Origin of the sequence: Luteibacter mycovicinus, from assembly GCF_000745235.1 — a bacterium.
GTDB classification, from domain to species: domain Bacteria; phylum Pseudomonadota; class Gammaproteobacteria; order Xanthomonadales; family Rhodanobacteraceae; genus Luteibacter; species Luteibacter mycovicinus.
Genome location: NZ_JQNL01000001.1, coordinates 991,312 through 1,008,184 on the forward strand (window position 1 = coordinate 991,312; position 16,873 = coordinate 1,008,184).

Genomic DNA, 16,873 nt, shown 5'->3' on the forward strand with positions numbered 1-16,873 from the left:
ATCAGTTCCCGAGAGGTTCGCGCCAGGACGTTTCGCCACTGGTGACGGGGTCGAGCGTCACGACGTCCTTGCAGACGATGGCGCCGGTGGAGGTCTGCGTGCAGGCCGTGACTTTCTTGCTGCCGTTGGGATCGTTCGAGATGTTACCTGCATGCAGGCTTGGCGACGACGGCAGACCCTGGCCCAGCGACTGCGACGGATTAGCAAGCTGCTTTCCGCCCGTCGTACCAAAGAAGGCCTGCGGATCGGCGGTGCCGGTCTTGTAGTTGAGCCCGAACAAATTAGCGGTACCCAGACCCGTACAGATCGATGTACCTGGGACATAGGTCGCTGTCAAAAGAAGCCCGCCGAGCAACGATTGTGCACTAACCACGCGCTCGGCCGGATTATTGGCGCTCGAGGAAAGCACCCGGTACCAGCCCGCGACTTTCGGATCGTCGAAGGCCTGCTGCAAGGTGGTGAAATTGTTTACGTCACCCGGAATCAGCCCATTCTTGGCCACGCCGTCGACCGCCGCGGAAGCGTAGACATTGAGTGCGCTCACATCGACCAGCGTGCTGGCGGAGGGTGCCGTCGACGCCTGCGGGTCAGTTTTGGCCAGTAAGGTGTTGTCGATGATGCCGTAGATCCGCTGGGCCATCGACGTCGCTTTATCCGCCGTGGTGAACATGCGACCCGTACCGAAGAAAATCATCGGTACGCCGCGATCGTTATTGCCGAGCGTCGGACGCACGGTCACCGGCAAACCATTAGGCGCCGCGTCGGTTTTCAGGGCGAGCATGACACCGCCCTTCCACTTACTGGCATCCGGCTCGCCATTGATGGCGATTTTCCATAAATCGCCGCCGAAGTCATTCGTACCGGCATCGCGCACGCTTCCGAAATACAAACCTTCCGACTTGCCGTCAAGGTTGAAATCGGACGCGATGAGATCGCCCGCAAAGCTCTTCGCACCGTCCGCGCCTGCGTCCCAGGACTTGGCTGGCGTGATCGAATGACTGCTGCCAGCCAGGTCGGCCACGTTGTAGATATTGACGCGCAAGTTAGCCGAGGACGCGACCCGCTTTGCATCCGTCGGACCGGATCCGATGGCCAGATAGAACTGGTTGGGCGCGTCAGTCGATGCGTCGCGGATGATGGCGACTGCAGGCGTCGACAGCGCACGTGCCCCGGCGAAGCGAAGCTCGGCCAGAACCTTGGGGGGATTTTCGGGATCGGTCACATCCATGACGACGTAAGCGGATTCGGATGTCACCGGCGCCGTGGTCTTCCCGTCGGTCGAGGTATCCACGGAGATCGTGCCGCCACCGAGACGGAAGGGCACCACGAGGAACGTGCCCCAGCCGCCGACGTGAACCGAATCGCCCGTTCCGGTCGGGAACACCTTGGCGTCGAACGCGACCGGCGTGCCATCCACGTAGTACGTGTGACGATACGACGGATCGGTCAGCCAGCGAAGATGCGGCAGCAAATTGCCCGGAACGTACGCCCACACCTCACCGCCCAGAGGATGCGCGGTGCGGGTCACGCCCGCGGGCTGCGGGCCGGTAGGGTCGCGATCGGTCGGCGTACACACCTTGGTGCTGGGCTGGGTGGTGAATGCCCGGCAACTGGTGTTATAGAACCCCCCATTAAAGGCATGCAGCATGCCGTCGTTGGCACCCACATAGACCATCTGTCGCCGGTTGCGATACGCCGTGCGATACGTCGCGTACGTCGTGTCGTTGTATAGCAAATCGTAGGACTCGGCCGGTGCCGAAACCACGAGCGGTGTCGAGTTGATGATGTCGCCCAGACGGCCGACACGCCCCTTCAGTGCCGCGGTCGTACCGAAGTCCACCGTACGGTTGCGCAGCGCCTTGCTCTCGGTACCTCGAATCCAGCTGATGATCGACTGCGCTTCCGTCACCTTGTCGGTATTGAGGAAGCGGTATGTGGTAGAGGTAAAACCGTCACTGCCCTTGGAATCCCACATGAACGGCTTGATTTCGCCATCGTCGACGATGCCGTTAGCGTTGGCATCGATCCAGGTAAAGATATAGCGCCCGTTTGCCGTGCTGAAAGGTGTGCCGTAGGCGCGCTGGGTGTCCGTGACCAGCGCCGGATCCCACAGGGCGCTCTCCGCGTTCCACAGGTAATTCAGATCCGACAGTTCCACCGTGGTCGTGGTACCCGGATCGAACTTGGTGTCGCTCTTGCTCGTGTAGCGAACGGCCTGGGTACGCTGCGTCGTCGCTTGGTAGGCGTACTGGATCACCGGATCCGTGTTGTAGTCATCCAGCTGACCGTTGTGATTGCCGTCCTCGCGCAGGAGGCCGAACTGGTCGGTCCACAAGCCGGTAAGCGAGCCCAGCCATGTGGCACGCTTGCCGTTCGTGTCGGTACGCTCCGCCTCATAGATCGCGGAATAAGTCACGCCTGTACCATTGGCACTCGAGGACACAGTCGCGGCAGCGGTGCCCGACGAGATCTTTGCAAGGATCTTGCGGAACAGGGCGTCCAGCGAGGACTCAAGTTTGCCCGGATCGCTCACCAGGAAGTAGTTATCCGGCGTACCGGCGCCCGTCGAATCCCACTTGCTGGTGTCTGTGGGATCCATGTTGTTGAATGGGGTGTCTGTGCCGTCCGCCTTGCTCGTGTCGACGCGAAAGCCACCCCACTTGGAGGCATACAGCAGCGGATCGCTCAGCGTGCCCGCACTGGTAGTACCGATGGCGTACTTGGCCATGGTGGCGGCGTTACTGACATCGCAGCTGGCGCACCCGCCCGAACCATTGATCACACCATTACCGTTGAGTTTTGTCGTGCCGGTAGCGTCGTACACGTCGATCGTCGCCGGGTCGGTAAAGCCGAAGCTATAGATGCCCGAGTGAAAGTGAGGGCCGTCCTTGGTCGTACCCGAGATGATGTAACCGAAGCCCTGACCATTGCTCGTCGATGCGGCCACGGGCCGGGTAGTCACCCTGACCTCGTTGGCGGTCACTTCGTAAGAGATGATGCCCCACATGTCCTGGTCGTAGTCACCACCGGCGAAACTGTCCTCCCAGTTGGCGTAAAGCGTACCCGTGTTCTTGGTGGCCGACGTGGTCTGGCTGAGCACCTTGAAATCGACCAGTGCGCCACCGCCGATCACCGTGTTGGTTACCCCGCCGGTCTTGATGCCATACGACAGACGATAGGCCGGAATGATTGTTACGGTCTTGCCATTGCTGTTTGGCACCGCGATGCGGATCTGCGGAGTGTTGGTCGCAAGCTGCACGCCGAACGTGTTGACTCTCAACGAAGTCTTGTCGGTCGACGCGACGATCGGATTGTTACTGGAATCGTTGCCGAGGTTACGGATCGGCATCACATGCGCGCCGTAAGCCGCACCGGCGATCAGGTAGCCACCCTTGAGCGCGGGGACCTCGGGGCAGATACCGTAAGCGGCGGACAGGCTCGAAATGGTCTTCGCCGAGCAGAGATCCGCCCCGGTCGTCGAGCCACTGACATTGCCGACAAAAAAGCTCTTCCCGGTGATGCCTTCCGAGGTGCCGAGGTCATCCGTCCACTTGGACACCGTCTTTCCGGTAGCAAGGTCATTGAAACCGGCAGTATCGTCGGTGTCGTAGCTCAGCGAGCTTGCATTGAAGTTGATGACGTTGAGGGCCGCGCAGAAGTTGGCTTCGCTGATCGGGTCCTGCCAGGTCGCGACGACGGAAAGGCCCAGGCTCTTGTCTTCCGCTCCGCTGGAAAAGGCCGAGTTAGGCTGCTTTCCGGCCAGGTAGCGAAGCGTCTCGACATAGCTCTCGGCCATGGGGTTACCCCAGGACGAACAGTTGCCCTCGGCGACGATGGCCTTGCTGGTGTCTGCCGTCTTGCCAATGCCGATCTGCTGATAGCCACAACCGTTATTGGAACCGCCGTAGTTGGCGTTACCGTCGTTGTAGTTGTATCCGTAGATGCGGAGGGCATTGATGTTCGAGATGATGCCCTTGTTCGTCGCGCCCGTCAGAAAGATGCCGGTGTTCGGATCGATTTCGTTGCTGATGAAGTCGCCTTCGTTTACTCCGGGCCCGGGCAGGGCCGCCCGAAGCACACCGCCCGACGCATTGTGGTCGAATGTCGGTGTAACAAGGCCGAATTTGATGTTGCCGGTCTCGGCGTACTTCTGCAGAAGACCGACCGGCTTGTTTGACGTGGCCGAACCGTTGACGTACTGCTTGCAGTTCTCGGTAGCCATTTTGCCGGCAACACAAACCTGCACGCGCGCGATGAACTCGCCGCTGTTGGTAGTCGACGTGTTGGCCGGGTTCTCGGCGGAAGAGTTCAGACCCGAGTAGGCGTTGCGGTTTCCGTTGCTCCGAAACCCATCAACGAATCCATTCTGCGTATTGCTGTCTTCGCTGAGCCAGCGGCACTGGCGCTTCTCATTGGAACCCCATAGCGCATAGTCGCCGAACGCCATGCGGATCAGAGGATTCGCATTGGATGTCTGCGACAACTGATTGCCACTGGGCACGGGCGACGAGTTGCAGAACGAGATGCCCTGCTGGCTCATGTTGTACACCGTCCAGGTCGAGGCGTTGCGCAGGGTCGCGATCGTGGTGTCGCATTTGGCGCCCGTACAAGCCATGTTCGTCGTCACGCCCGCGCTGGTCGACGTCACCATGTTGCTTTCGATGTGTAACGTTATCTTGAAGCTGCCGTTCGAACCGGTGACCGACCGGACGGGAGCCAGGATGGTCTGATTGTCGCTCGTCACTACCTTGATCTGATCACCCACGGATGCAGTCAGTTTGCTACCCACAGACAACTGAAGAGACCAGATGGAAACGTTGCCGTAGTTTCCGTCCGCAGCGGTGCTGCCGTTGCTGGACGTCAGACTCGACGGACTCATTGCACCCGTCGATGGCGCGGCGGTGGCGGGATCGTAGGGCGTGAGCTTGGCGATATCCGCGCCATTGTAATATTTGGCGTACGAGTGCGCATCCGCAGGAAGGAATGCGCGTTCCAGCACGGTATTGCTCGTCGTATCGGTAGAGCGCAGACCGCCATACAGGATCTTGCGGACCTCGTCCATGCGCGTCATGGACACCCAGTTGAGGAAGTTGCCCGACCACTGCTTGCTACAGTAATTGGTCGAATCCACCGCATTGCCCGGTGTGAAATACCCATTTCCCGCGTCGTACGTATAGCAGCGCTTCGGATCGAAATAACCCGCATAAGTCAGGCTGTTCTTGTAGGTCGTGTCGAGCACCTGATCGCCGTCGAGGTCGGTGAAATCGTTGTACGCCTTGTAGAACAACTGATGGTCACGCGAGAGATTCAGCATGACCAGAGGCGCGGCACCGGCGATGCCCAGCGGCGGGTCGAGCGCGTAATTGGCGGCACGCTGCGTCGCCGCGTCGGAGATCGCATCGGCGCGCACGACCGGCACCGTGCCGAAACCGCTGGCTACCATGGCCACAAGGAATCCGATCAGCAGACCGCGACGGCCTGTGGGGGAACGTTTCATCGTCGATATCCTCGGCGCCATCAGTGGATCATCTGGTGGTATTGGGTATGCGTCGTCGCGGCACCGTCACCTGGTGCGGTCGCGACACTTCGAATTTCGAAGAACATTTCGGCACCGCCGTTGGCCGAGCCGACGCCCAGCCCGCGGTAGCCCGCGGCCTGCGCCCCGCCGGCGCCTTTGCTCAGAGTGGTGCCGTCCGGGACGATCGCCACCGATGCGCCGATGTTTCCGGCACAGGACTGCGTTCCGGTATCGCAGATGGCAACCACCATGTCGGGACGCCAGGTACTCGGGTCGTAGAGGGTTTCGGCTTTGGTGCTTCCGCATGCAGGCTGCAGTTGCCCGTAAAACAGCGATGGAGCATTGGTGGAGCAGTCTTTCTGCAGCGCCTTTTTCGCTTCGTCCAGAAGCGCCGATGGCACATCCGTCGTATAAGTGAACTCCGAGTCGGGCACATCACCCTTAAATGACACGGGCCAACCACGTGCATAAACGTGCTCGTCGAACAACGCAACGGGAATGCTTCGCAGAGCCTCCGATGCCTCGAAGGCGGTCTCGTGGCGTGCCGTGTTGGTCACCATGCGCATTTCCGAAAGCGTGCCACGCATCGCGATGACAGCGACGATCGACAACACCAGCAGAAAGATCATGCCCACGAAGAGTGCGATGCCTCGCTGGCGCGCCTTGGGAAGGAATGGCATCGGGATCATCCTCGTACTCTGTTACGGAGCAGCACGACCTGGGTATTCAGGCTGCGAAAGTACTGCTGCGGTTTGTCGCCATATGCACTGTCGGGCGCATTGCTGCAGAGGTTGGTCTCGGTGGTCGTCGGATGGCCGATCGAACCGTCGTTCTTGATTTCGTAGGCGCAGTGCGCGTTCAGGGTGAACGTACCCGCGTGCGGCAGGCGAACGTCGCGGGCGCTGGCGCGAGCAACGAAGGTCGCACGCACCTGTGTGACGGCGGGCCACACGGCATCCGACGCCTTCACCCATCTGCCGGGCTTGGTGGTAGGCGCACCGCCGACAGGCGACGCATACTCGAAGCTCAGCTGCTCAATGCCGTCCACGACGACTTCGGAAACAACGCCGCCCGCGGCATTCAGACGCAACCGGACCAGCGACGGTGACCGCGCTTGACGATCGCCGTCATCGTCCGTGCCACACACACCGTCGCTACCGGGGTCCGCGCAGGGGCGCAGGTAATACATCTCAAGCTGATACGGATAGACGTAGCGACCGGTCGGCTTAGGCAGGGTCGACGCCGGTACAGCATCGTCACGGCGTAGCAGCGCGGCCTGCTGGCCCACGCCCGACACGATGAAAATGCTGGTCTGGTTCGGGACGATGTTTGGATCGGTCGAATCGAACGACGGCGTATCAGCCCCCTTGGCGGGGTCGTAACCGTGCGTGTCCGCATAACGGACCACAACCACGTCCGATCCCTTGACATAGTTGGCGTCGTCGACGCAGCCTGCGATCGGGAATTTGTTGCCGCCGTCATAACCATAGATGCCATTCTGGTGGCTGGCATCTCCGACATTCAGCACCCACGCGGCATCGCATCCGGTTCCGCCGATGCCAGTCGTGTTGGTCGTCGGTGAAATGGCACCCGGTTTGACGCCACCCCAGAAATCAGCCATTCGCAGGGACCAGGCGAGACGTGCCGCGGCGAAGCGGACGTTCTCCTGATTGAAGTTATTGCCCTGTTGCATGCTGTAGGCCTGGCGCGCACCCATCGTCACACTGATGATGCCGCCGACGATAAGCAGCCCCAGAACCAGGGAGATCATCATCTCGACCAAGGAAAAACCTTTCGAACGATAGGAATCGCTGCGCATCGGTCGGCCTGTCACTGGAGGTAGCTGAACGTGTAGGACTGGTTCGGATCGCCTGCGGTGTCGTCCCGAACGCCTGTCCATGACACCGTGACAATCAGCGTTCCAAGGGTGTTGTCGGCGGTCACGGTGGCCAGCGGTTTGTTATCGGCCGGCGCGGGCAGCGCATTGCCCAAAGCGACGCGCCAGCACGCAAGGTCGCGTTGGGCGACATTGGCTGGAGTGTCCAGTGTGGTGGAGGCGCAGTCGGCCGCCGTGTAAGCGGTTTTGCCGTCGTACAAATAGGCGCTGTTAGCCACCCCACCCGCCGGATGAGCCCCGCCGGGATTGGCCCGCATCGCGTCCGCCAGGCTACGCGCCAGGATGATCGCGCTCGTGCGCGAGCCCGACTCCTTAGTGAACTGCGCTCCGCGCATCTGGAGCATGGCGATACCCAGCAACCCGATGCTGAACACCAGGATCGCGACCATGACTTCGATAAGCGACACGCCTTCCACGGCGCGACGCGACGGCGACTTCCTCACCCTGAACCCCCTGCTGGACCCTATCCGGCACTTTGCAGACTAGTCGAGCCACTTCCGGCTGCAAGTTATCGCCGACACGCGGTCAGAAATTGCCGATAAGCGGCATCTCGACGGCCGCCCGACGCGGTGTTCACGCCGATCGGCGCTCCATGGGGACATCACCTGCAGAGGATCCACCCCATGACCCACGACCGCCAGGACGTCACCCATCCCGACCACGGCCAGCCTGACCACAAGGAAACCGCGGCGGAAAAGCAGTCGCGCAAGGACAAGGCCAGCGACAACCTCGACCACGCCCTCGAGGAAAGTATGGATGGCAGCGATCCGGTTTCCCCGTTCGTCCCCGCGAAGGCACCGAAGTAGGCCCGACCAGGGTTCACAACGGGGTACGCGCCGACACCGCGACGTAGCCTCGGGATAACAAAGCGGTCACGGACCGGCGGCCACAATAGCGCTGGTCCACCTGGAGTGTTCCTGTGCTCGCGCAATACGTATTTACCGCCGCCAATGCCGTCTTTCGCATCGTCCGCCATGGACACCGTTGGCGTGCCCTGCGCGATACGACGGAAATCGGTCGCTTCGACACGGCGGAGGCGGCCGCGCTCAGCCTGCGAGACGCCTGGCGGGACGCACGCCTGCCCCGCCGCCTGACGGACTGGCGTTTCCTCCCGCCTGCCGCCCTGGGCCACCTCGCGCCCCCCAGCGCCGCCGTGCTGGCTCGCCTGGCCGCTGCCTGAGTCATCCGGCGCGTCATTAGAGCCCACGGCGCCCGATGGTGCATATCGCACTGCCGTTTGGGCGCAAAAATGCATGGCCTCCGGCTATAGAACGGTAGACGCGCGGCCCGCCCAAGGACCCAAACGATTTGCCCGGCCTCATGCGCGACTGAGCGCCGGGTCAGGGTCGTCCTAACCACTCGCGCGCCAGCAGCGCGTAGATGACGTCATCGACCCACTCACCGCGGAAACGGTAGCTCTCCACGTGATGGGCCTCCTGGCGAAATCCCAGTGACTGCAGCAAGGCAATGCTGCTGACGTTACGGGGATCGACCGAGCCGATGACACGGCGGTAGCCCCACTCCCGGAAAGCACGATCGAGGGCGGCCGCCATGGCTTCGCGTGCGTAGCCCATGCCCTGTTTCTCGGGCCGGAGCGATATACCGAACTCGATCGGATCATCCGTGCCCGCGGGAAAATGCACGCCGAGGTCGCCAAGAAGCTCCCGGGTGACACGATCGCGGATGGCCAGCTGGCACCAGCTGCCGGGCTCACCGAACACCTGAGCCGCTTGCCTGCGGATGAAGTCCGCCGCCTCGGCTTCGTCCGCAGGCCGCCAGCCCTGGTAACGCGCGACGGCCTCGTCGCCCCGGTAGGCAAACAGTAGGGCGGCATCGCCGGATGTCAGGCCATCGACGTACAACCGCGCGGTTTCGAACCTGCCTTCCATGACTCACTCCCTGTGTGGAAAGCGAAGCGTAGCCGATCAGTCGTCCGATTCGCGCGCCTGAAAAGCGGCTCGAGAGGCGACGATCGCGTCGTGATGCTCTTCCGCCCATAACCAGACGCTGCAGAACGCGGCGCCCAGGCTCAGACCGATCGGCGTCAGCTCGTATTCGACGCGTGGCGGCACGACGGGGTAGACAGTGCGAGTCACCAGGCCATCGGCCTCCATCTGGCGCAACGTCTTGGTCAGCATTTTCTGGCTGACGTCACCCATGAGGTCGGCCAGCCGGCCAAACCGCAGGCGACCACGGTCCGCCAGCACCTCGAGGCAGACCATGGTCCAGCGGTCGGCGACCCGCCCGATGATGTCCCTCACCAATGCATCGAGTTCGGGCTCGGTGCGCTCTTCACCCAACGCACGACAGGGCTCGTCGTAGCGTGGCTTCGATTTCGATGTCGCGGACATGGCGCCATTCCTCATGGTTACCGGATGGTAAGTATGGAACTTTTGGGAGCCTACTTTCCATTGGTTCGTAACGAGTCTAGCCTGCCAACTTCCTTCCCACCAGCGAGAAACTCATGGACATCAAGGGCAATACGATCCTCATCACCGGCGGCGGCTCGGGCATTGGCCGAGCGCTGGCGGAGGCGTTCCACGCGCATGGCAATCAGGTCATCATCGCCGGGCGGCGTCAGTCGGTACTCGACGAGACCACGGCGGCGAACCCGGGCATGGCATCCGCCCTGCTCGACATCGAGGACCCCGCGGCCATCGTGCGTTTCGCCGAACAGGTGAAGCGCGAGCATCCGGCCCTCAATGTCGTCATCCACAACGCCGGCATCATGCGTCCCGAGGACACGAAGTCCGGTGTGACGGATACCGCCGAGTCGACGATCACCACCAACCTGCTCGGCCCCATCCGGCTCAACGCCGCGCTGATCGACCACCTGCTGGCGCAGCCGAAAGCGACCGTCGTCACCGTGTCGTCGGGCCTCGCGTTCATGCCCCTGTCGCTGACGCCGACGTACTGCGCCACGAAGGCCGCGATCCATTCGTATACGAATTCCTTGCGATATCAGCTGAAAGACACGAGCGTGAAGGTGCTGGAGATCGTGCCGCCTTATGTCCAGACCGAACTGATGGGCGAACACCAGAGGAACGACCCGCACGCGATGCCGTTGGACGAATTCATCGCCGAAGTCATGACGCTGATCGAATCGCAGCCGGAGGCGCACGAGATCCTGGTCGAGCGGGTCAAGCCGTTGCGGTTCGCTGAAGCAAGCGGCAAGTTCGACGGCTTCTTCAAGCAGTTCAACGACGAGATGGTCAGGCAGCGGACGTAATCTTTACGACGTCGTTACCCGAAAAGCGCCCCGCTCGCGCAGCGTTTTTACGCACGACGCCCGGATACTGGCCTCCCCTCCATGGAGTCGCCACCGATGTCGATCGTCGTGATCACCGCACCGCGTCACGGGCCCACCAACGCCACATGCGCCGAGCACGCCATGTGGCGTTTGTGGGAGCGTGCTCAGGCATCGGGCGTCGACCTGCTGTGGCGCCCGTGCAGTGACTTTCCCGAGCTGACGGATCATATCGGACGATCGGCGTCCGACCATGCGGACCTGGTGCTGATCGATGTCGACGCCAACGACGTACCCGACGGCGATGTCGCTCAGCTGCGCGATGCGCTCGCCGCGTTGCCCGTGCCCTACATCGAGGTGCACGACGACAGCGATGCATCGGATGCGTCGGAACTCGTCCCCGGCCATCCCTGTCTGGCAAGCGTGGTGGTACCGGGCGACACCATGGCCAGCTATGACATGGCGCTGGCGATCGGTCTGCGCTATCTCTCGAACGAACCGCGCCTCGCCGCATAGGCCCCGCGCAGGCGACGCGGATCACGTAGGCACAAAAAAACCCGCATCAGCGGGTTTTTTGCTGTCCCCGGAACCGCTCGGCGGCAGTTCGGGAGAAATCATGGTGCCGGAAATAGGAATCGAACCTACGACCTCATCATTACGAATGACGCGCTCTACCAACTGAGCTATTCCGGCGAGAAGCGGAATTCTAGGGAAGCTTGGCCCGAGGCGCAAGCCCTCAACTGGCCAGACGCAGTTCCTTCGGCAGCGCGAAGGTGATGTTTTCGGCTTCACCGTCCAGCTCACGCACGCTGCCCGCGCCCCACGACTGCAGACGCGCGATCACTTCCTGCACCAGTTTCTCGGGGGCGGACGCGCCCGCGGTGACACCGATGCGGGTCGTGCCCTCGAGCCACTGGCGGTCGATGTGCTCGGCGCCGTCGATCAGGTAAGAGGTAACGCCCTGCTTCTCCGCCAGCTCTTTCAGCCGATTGGAGTTGGAGCTGTTGATCGAACCGACCACCAGCACCAGGTCCACGGCGTCGGCGAGACGGCGCACGGCGTCCTGCCGGTTCTGCGTCGCGTAACAGATGTCGTCCTTGCGCGGACCTTCGATGGCGACGAACTTCGCACGCAGCGCCGCGATGATGGCGATGGTGTCGTCCACCGAGAGCGTGGTCTGCGTGACGAAGGCGAGCTTGTCGGGCTGCGACGGCGAGAGATCGGCGACATCCTCGACCGATTCGACCAGATAGATACGACCCGCGTTCGCGCGGTTCCACTGGCCCATCGTGCCCTGCACTTCCGGGTGACCGGCGTGGCCGATCAGGATGACGTCGTGACCGGCGCGGCCGAGCCGCGCGACCTCCATGTGTACCTTGGTAACCAGGGGGCACGTGGCGTCGAAGACATTCAGGGCGCGGCGGTCGGCTTCCTCACGGACGGCCTTGGGCACGCCGTGCGCGCTGAAGATCACCGTGGAGCCGTCGGGCACTTCGTCCAGCTCTTCCACGAACACGGCGCCATCGGCGCGCAGGCGCTCGACCACGAACCGATTGTGGACGACTTCATGGCGGACGTAGATCGGGGCGCCGTATGACTCCAGGGCGCGCTCCACGATCGCGATGGCACGATCGACGCCGGCGCAGAAACCACGGGGATTGGCGAGAAGGATGTCCAAGGGGACCTCGAGATGAGCGGTGGCGGCCGAAGCCGCCGGACCCCGCGATTATCGCACGTCGGGCTTCTGCGGGCCGCTGAACAGGCTGAACACGATCAGGGCCGCCGCGCCCACGCAGATGGACGAATCCGCGACGTTGAAGACCGGAAAGGGATAGCTGCCTATGAATACCTGGATGAAATCGGTGACCTTGGCCGCATGGAGGCGGTCGATGACGTTACCGAGCGCCCCACCGACGATCAGGGCCAGCGGCAGCGCCGTGCGCCAGTCGTTCCGCGGCGTACGCGACAGCCAGACCCCCAGCGTGCCGCTGATGACGGCAGCCAGGACGACGAAGAACCAGCGCTGCCACCCGGCGCTGTCCGCCAGGAAACTGAATGCGGCGCCGGTGTTGAAGGTCAGCGTCCAGTTCAGGATGCCGGGGATCACCGGATGCGGTGTCTCGGCCGGCTGCAGAGCCGTGAGGGCCCACCACTTGCTCAGCTGGTCGAGCACGATCATGGCGGCGGCTAGCCAGAGCCAGGACAAGGCGTTCGGTTTGGGACGTACAGTCATGCATTCAGCCATGTGAAGCGGAGCATCCCGCGCCGCCAGGGTGGCGGCACGGGTGGTTCGGGTCGGGCGGGCTCGTCAGAACCAGCGGCGATCTTCGCCCTGCCCCGTGACGTTCTCGACGCAGCGACCGCAGATCTCCGGGTGAGCCGGGTCGACACCGACGTCGGGACGATGGTGCCAGCAACGGATGCACTTCACGTCCTCGCTGACCGCGGCGGCGACATACACCTCCGCCCCCTCGAGCTCGACGCGCTCGGCCGAGGCCGGCCGACCCTCGAGGTCCGCCAGCGTGACCGCCGAGGTGATGAAGAAGAACCGCAGCTCCGGAGCGGACGCGGCCAGAGCGACCTGGGTTTCCTTGTCCGCGTGCAGCGTCAGGGTCGCGTCCAGCGACGCGCCGATCTGGCCGGCCTTACGCATGCCCTCGAGCGCACGCGACGCGGTCTCGCGAATGGCGAGCAGCTTGCCCCACCAGCCGCGCGTTTCACCGTCCTGATGCGTGTCCAGACCCTCGTACCAGGTCTCGAACAGCGGCGATTCGTCACGCGTGCCGGGCAGCAGGACCCACGCCTCTTCCGCCGTGAAGGTCATGATCGGTGCCAGCCAGCGGACCATCGCCTCGGCGATGCGATACATCGCACTCTGCGCGCTGCGGCGACCGCGGCTGTCGGTCGGCATCGTGTAGAGCCGGTCCTTGGTGATGTCCAGATAAAGCGCGCCCAGTTCGGTGGTGCAGAAGTTCTGCACGCGCTGCACGATCTCCGGGAAGTCGTAGCGCTCGTACGCGGCGACGATCGCCGCCTGCGTATCGGCCGCCTGCTGCACCGCCCAGCGATCCAGATCGAGGCACGCGTCCGTGGCAAGCAGGTGCTTGTCCGGATCGAAGCCATCGAGGTTGCCGAGCAGAAAACGGACCGTGTTGCGGATGCGACGATACGTGTCCGCCACGCGCTTCAGGATCTCGTCCGACAGCGACATCTCGTTGCGGTAATCGGTCGAGCAGATCCACAGACGCAGGATGTCCGCGCCGAGGGTCTTCATGATGTCCTGAGGCTCGATGCCGTTGCCCAGCGACTTGGACATCTTGCGACCCTGCGCGTCCACGGTGAAGCCGTGGGTGAGCACATGGTCGTAAGGTGCGCGGCCGTGGATGGCGGCCGACGTGAGCAGCGACGACTGGAACCAGCCGCGATGCTGATCCGAGCCCTCGAGATACATGACCTTGTATTCGCTCGCGTCACCCGCCTGCAGTTCGGGACGCGCGCCGATCACGGCGAAGTGGCTCGTACCCGAGTCGAACCAGACGTCGAGCACGTCGGTCACTTTCTCGTAGTTGTCCGCGTCGTCGCCGATCAGCTCGCGCGGATCCAGCGTGAACCAGCAGTCGATGCCCTCCTGCGCGACCTTCTTCGCGACTTTCTCCATCAGCGCGACGGAGTCCGGATGCGGCTCATGCGTGTTCTTGTCGATGAACAGCGTGATCGGCACGCCCCACGTGCGCTGACGCGAGATGCACCAGTCGGGACGGCCCTCGACCATGCCGGCGATGCGTTCTTCACCCCAGCCCGGTACCCAGCGCACGGACTTGATCGAGCTCAGCGCGGTCTTGCGCAGGCCGGCCGTTTCCATACCGATGAACCACTGCGGGGTGGCGCGATAGATCACCGGCGTCTTGTGACGCCAGCAATGCGGATAGCTGTGCGTGAGCTTGGCGAAAGCGAGCAGGATGCCATGGCCGCGCAGCAGCTCGACGATCTGGTCGTTGGCCTTCCAGATGTGCGTGCCGGCGAGCGACACGTCGCCGATCAGCGGCAGGTCGGCGCGATAGACGCCGCGACCGTCGACGTAGTTGAGCGTGCCGATGCCGTAGTTCTGGCCGACGGCGAAATCCTCCGCACCGTGATCGGGCGAGGTGTGCACCGCACCGGTACCGTCTTCGTCCGACACGTGATCGCCGAGGATGACCGGCACCTGCTTGTCGTAAAACGGATGACGCAGCGGCTTGTTCTCGAGCACCGCGCCCTGGACGTGGCCGAGCACGGTGGCGGTTTCGACGCCATAACGGGCGAGCGCCTTCGCGGCGAGCGCCGAGGCGATCACCAGCAGCACCCGCTTGCCATCGCGCGACGGGCCTTCGACCAGCGAGTATTCGATCTCGCCACCCATCGACACGGCCTGGCTGGACGGCAGCGTCCACGGCGTCGTGGTCCAGATGGGCACGGCGACGATGGCGTCGCCCACGTCGACGCCAAACTCGGCACCGAGGTCCTTCGGATACACGGCGTCGTAGGCGACATCGACGGCCGGCGACGTGCGCTCGGCGTATTCGATCTCCGCCTCGGCCAGTGCGGAACCGCAGTCGAAGCACCAGTACACGGGCTTGGCGCCGCGCACGACATGGCCGTTATCGACGATGCGCGCCAGCGCGCGGATCATGTCGGCCTCATAGGTGAAGTCGAGGGTACGGTACGGCTTTTCCCAGTCGCCAAGCACACCGAGACGCTTGAAGTCGGCGCGCTGCAGGTCGATCTGCGCCATCGCGTACTCGCGGCATTTCTGCCGGAACGCGGCGGCGTCGAGCTTGTCGCCCGCCTTGCCGAACTTCTTCTCGATGGCGATTTCGATCGGCAGGCCGTGGCAGTCCCAGCCTGGCACGTACGGTGCACGGTAGCCGGCCATCAGCTTCGACTTGACGACGACGTCCTTCAGCACCTTGTTGACCGCGTGGCCCAGGTGAATGGCGCCGTTGGCATAGGGCGGGCCGTCGTGCAGCACGAACACCTTGTCGCGACCCGCGGCCTTCGCCTGGATCTGCGCATAGCGGCCCACACGCTCCCAAGTGGCGAGCCAGGTCGGCTCGCGCTTGGGAAGGTCGCCGCGCATCGGGAAGTCCGTCTGCGGCAGGTTGATGGTGTTTTTGTAATCCTGGGTCATCGCTGGCAACCGTGGGTTTCGGGGCGGACGCGCGTCAGGCGCGTTCCGTCATGCATCGACAAGTATGGGGTTCATGCCAAGGGCCTGCCGGGCGGCGATCTCGTCCTGACGCATTTGCGCGATCAGGGCGTCGAGGCCGTCGAATTTTTCTTCGTCACGCAGTTTCCGGACGAACTCCACCGCGATGCGCATACCGTAGAGGTCGCCGGAAAAGTCGAACAGATGCGCTTCGAGCAACGGCTCCGCCACCTCGTTCACCGTCGGGCGGACGCCCAGGCTGGCCACGCCGGGCCAGCTGCAGGGGCCCTCGCCCACCCCGATGCGCACGGCGAAAATGCCGCGCACGGGACTGACCCGGTCGGGCAGGTGCACGTTGGCGGTGGGATAACCGAGCGTACGGCCCAGCTGCTTACCGTGCTCGACATGGCCTTCGATGATGAAGGGCCGTCCGAGTAGGGTCGCGGCGTCGGCGAAGCGGCTTTCCGCCAGCAGGGTGCGCACCTTGCTGGAAGACACGCGTTCGCCCTCGACCATCACCGGCGAGACCGCGCGCGCGGTAAAGCCGAGTTCGTCACCCATCGACCGCAGGAGGGCGAAGTCGCCGCCGCGGCGGTGACCGAAGCGAAAGTCTTCGCCCACCCAGACTTCACGGGCAGCCAGCCGGCCGACGATGACGCGACGGACAAAATCCTCGGCGGACATCTGGGTCAGCGCTTCGTCGAAGCGCAGGGACAGAAGTTCGGCGATACCGGCGGCGGTCATGCCCTCCGCTTTTTCGCGGACGCCGGACAGACGTGGCACCGGCTCCTTCGAAAAGAAGGCGCGCGGCAGTGGCTCGAAGGAGATGACGGCCGGCGTGAGGCCCTTCGCCTCAGCCCGTGTCCGGACCTCGGCGAGGATGGCCTGGTGGCCGAGATGAAGGCCGTCGAAGGCGCCGATCGCCACCACGCTGCCCTGGGGGGCGAGACACGGTCCGTCGACGTCGCGGTGCAGTCGCAGCGTCATGCGTGAGCGCCCTGGAATCGATGCGGAATAAAAGCCATC

General features: G+C 63.3%; 14 protein-coding genes and 1 tRNA gene. 4 read left to right on the top strand and 11 right to left on the bottom strand.

The window, feature by feature from the left end:
• Position 1 precedes the first annotated feature (1 nt).
• From FA85_RS04520 to pilV, 4 genes are read right to left on the bottom strand one after another with little or no spacing between them, the layout of a single operon-like run.
• Positions 2-5,497: a pilus assembly protein gene (locus FA85_RS04520; RefSeq protein WP_036111463.1), complete on the bottom strand. Its 5,496-nt coding sequence runs from the start codon at positions 5,495-5,497 to the stop codon at positions 2-4.
• Between the two features lie 20 nt (positions 5,498-5,517).
• Positions 5,518-6,207, bottom strand: coding sequence for a PilX N-terminal domain-containing pilus assembly protein (locus FA85_RS04525; protein ID WP_081907398.1), 690 nt, complete (start codon positions 6,205-6,207; stop codon positions 5,518-5,520).
• Positions 6,204-7,337: a PilW family protein gene (locus FA85_RS04530; RefSeq protein WP_036111461.1), complete on the bottom strand. Its 1,134-nt coding sequence runs from the start codon at positions 7,335-7,337 to the stop codon at positions 6,204-6,206. Before FA85_RS04530 ends, FA85_RS04525 begins: the two co-directional genes overlap by 4 nt.
• Positions 7,338-7,348: 11 nt before the next feature.
• Positions 7,349-7,858: a type IV pilus modification protein PilV gene (gene pilV / locus FA85_RS04535; RefSeq protein WP_051943398.1), complete on the bottom strand. Its 510-nt coding sequence runs from the start codon at positions 7,856-7,858 to the stop codon at positions 7,349-7,351.
• A 180-nt stretch (positions 7,859-8,038) separates the two neighbouring features.
• On the opposite strand from pilV, the gene FA85_RS04540 reads away from it, so the two are divergent.
• Together FA85_RS04540 and FA85_RS04545 are read left to right on the top strand one after the other, a co-directional pair.
• Complete coding sequence (locus FA85_RS04540) at positions 8,039-8,221, top strand: hypothetical protein (RefSeq protein WP_036111460.1); 183 nt, start codon at positions 8,039-8,041, stop codon at positions 8,219-8,221.
• A gap of 113 nt (positions 8,222-8,334) precedes the next feature.
• Entirely contained in the window at positions 8,335-8,595 is a 261-nt protein-coding gene (locus tag FA85_RS04545; protein WP_051943396.1) for a hypothetical protein, read from the top strand.
• A 160-nt stretch (positions 8,596-8,755) separates the two neighbouring features.
• Here the strand turns inward: FA85_RS04545 and FA85_RS04550 are convergent, their stop codons facing one another.
• A complete protein-coding gene (locus FA85_RS04550) occupies positions 8,756-9,304 on the bottom strand; it encodes a GNAT family N-acetyltransferase (protein WP_036111459.1) in 549 nt (182 codons plus the stop codon).
• 36 nt (positions 9,305-9,340) lie between these two features.
• Entirely contained in the window at positions 9,341-9,766 is a 426-nt protein-coding gene (locus tag FA85_RS04555) for a winged helix-turn-helix transcriptional regulator (protein ID WP_081907396.1), read from the bottom strand.
• Positions 9,767-9,879: 113 nt separating this feature from the next.
• On the opposite strand from FA85_RS04555, the gene FA85_RS04560 reads away from it, so the two are divergent.
• Both FA85_RS04560 and FA85_RS04565 read left to right on the top strand, forming a co-directional pair.
• Positions 9,880-10,644: an SDR family oxidoreductase gene (locus FA85_RS04560; protein ID WP_036111455.1), complete on the top strand. Its 765-nt coding sequence runs from the start codon at positions 9,880-9,882 to the stop codon at positions 10,642-10,644.
• Positions 10,645-10,740: 96 nt separating this feature from the next.
• Positions 10,741-11,178, top strand: a complete 438-nt coding sequence (locus FA85_RS04565) for a hypothetical protein (protein ID WP_036111453.1) — start codon at positions 10,741-10,743, stop codon at positions 11,176-11,178.
• A gap of 101 nt (positions 11,179-11,279) precedes the next feature.
• Here the strand turns inward: FA85_RS04565 and FA85_RS04570 are convergent.
• The 5 genes from FA85_RS04570 to FA85_RS04590 form a co-directional block, all read right to left on the bottom strand.
• Positions 11,280-11,355 (bottom strand) — tRNA-Thr (locus tag FA85_RS04570).
• 43 nt (positions 11,356-11,398) lie between these two features.
• Entirely contained in the window at positions 11,399-12,340 is a 942-nt protein-coding gene (gene ispH, locus FA85_RS04575; RefSeq protein ID WP_036111451.1) for a 4-hydroxy-3-methylbut-2-enyl diphosphate reductase, read from the bottom strand.
• A 48-nt stretch (positions 12,341-12,388) separates the two neighbouring features.
• Complete coding sequence (gene lspA, locus FA85_RS04580) at positions 12,389-12,895, bottom strand: signal peptidase II (RefSeq protein ID WP_036111449.1); 507 nt, start codon at positions 12,893-12,895, stop codon at positions 12,389-12,391.
• Positions 12,896-12,970: 75 nt separating this feature from the next.
• Positions 12,971-15,829, bottom strand: a complete 2,859-nt coding sequence (gene ileS, locus FA85_RS04585; RefSeq protein ID WP_036111448.1) for an isoleucine--tRNA ligase — start codon at positions 15,827-15,829, stop codon at positions 12,971-12,973.
• A gap of 48 nt (positions 15,830-15,877) precedes the next feature.
• Entirely contained in the window at positions 15,878-16,834 is a 957-nt protein-coding gene (locus FA85_RS04590) for a bifunctional riboflavin kinase/FAD synthetase (protein ID WP_051943394.1), read from the bottom strand.
• Between the last annotated feature and the right edge of the window lie 39 nt (positions 16,835-16,873).

Bases quoted from the DNA above. Each gene is read 5' to 3' on its own strand.
- FA85_RS04520 (WP_036111463.1), bottom strand. From the start codon at position 5,497: ATGAAACGTTCCCCCACAGGCCGTCGCGGTCTGCTGATCGGATTCCTT.
- FA85_RS04525 (WP_081907398.1), bottom strand. From the start codon at position 6,207: ATGATCCCGATGCCATTCCTTCCCAAGGCGCGCCAGCGAGGCATCGCA.
- FA85_RS04530 (WP_036111461.1), bottom strand. From the start codon at position 7,337: ATGCGCAGCGATTCCTATCGTTCGAAAGGTTTTTCCTTGGTCGAGATG.
- FA85_RS04540 (WP_036111460.1), top strand. From the start codon at position 8,039: ATGACCCACGACCGCCAGGACGTCACCCATCCCGACCACGGCCAGCCT.
- FA85_RS04550 (WP_036111459.1), bottom strand. From the start codon at position 9,304: ATGGAAGGCAGGTTCGAAACCGCGCGGTTGTACGTCGATGGCCTGACA.
- FA85_RS04555 (WP_081907396.1), bottom strand. From the start codon at position 9,766: ATGTCCGCGACATCGAAATCGAAGCCACGCTACGACGAGCCCTGTCGT.
- FA85_RS04560 (WP_036111455.1), top strand. From the start codon at position 9,880: ATGGACATCAAGGGCAATACGATCCTCATCACCGGCGGCGGCTCGGGC.
- FA85_RS04565 (WP_036111453.1), top strand. From the start codon at position 10,741: ATGTCGATCGTCGTGATCACCGCACCGCGTCACGGGCCCACCAACGCC.
- lspA (WP_036111449.1), bottom strand. From the start codon at position 12,895: ATGACTGTACGTCCCAAACCGAACGCCTTGTCCTGGCTCTGGCTAGCC.
- ileS (WP_036111448.1), bottom strand. From the start codon at position 15,829: ATGACCCAGGATTACAAAAACACCATCAACCTGCCGCAGACGGACTTC.
- FA85_RS04590 (WP_051943394.1), bottom strand. From the start codon at position 16,834: ATGACGCTGCGACTGCACCGCGACGTCGACGGACCGTGTCTCGCCCCC.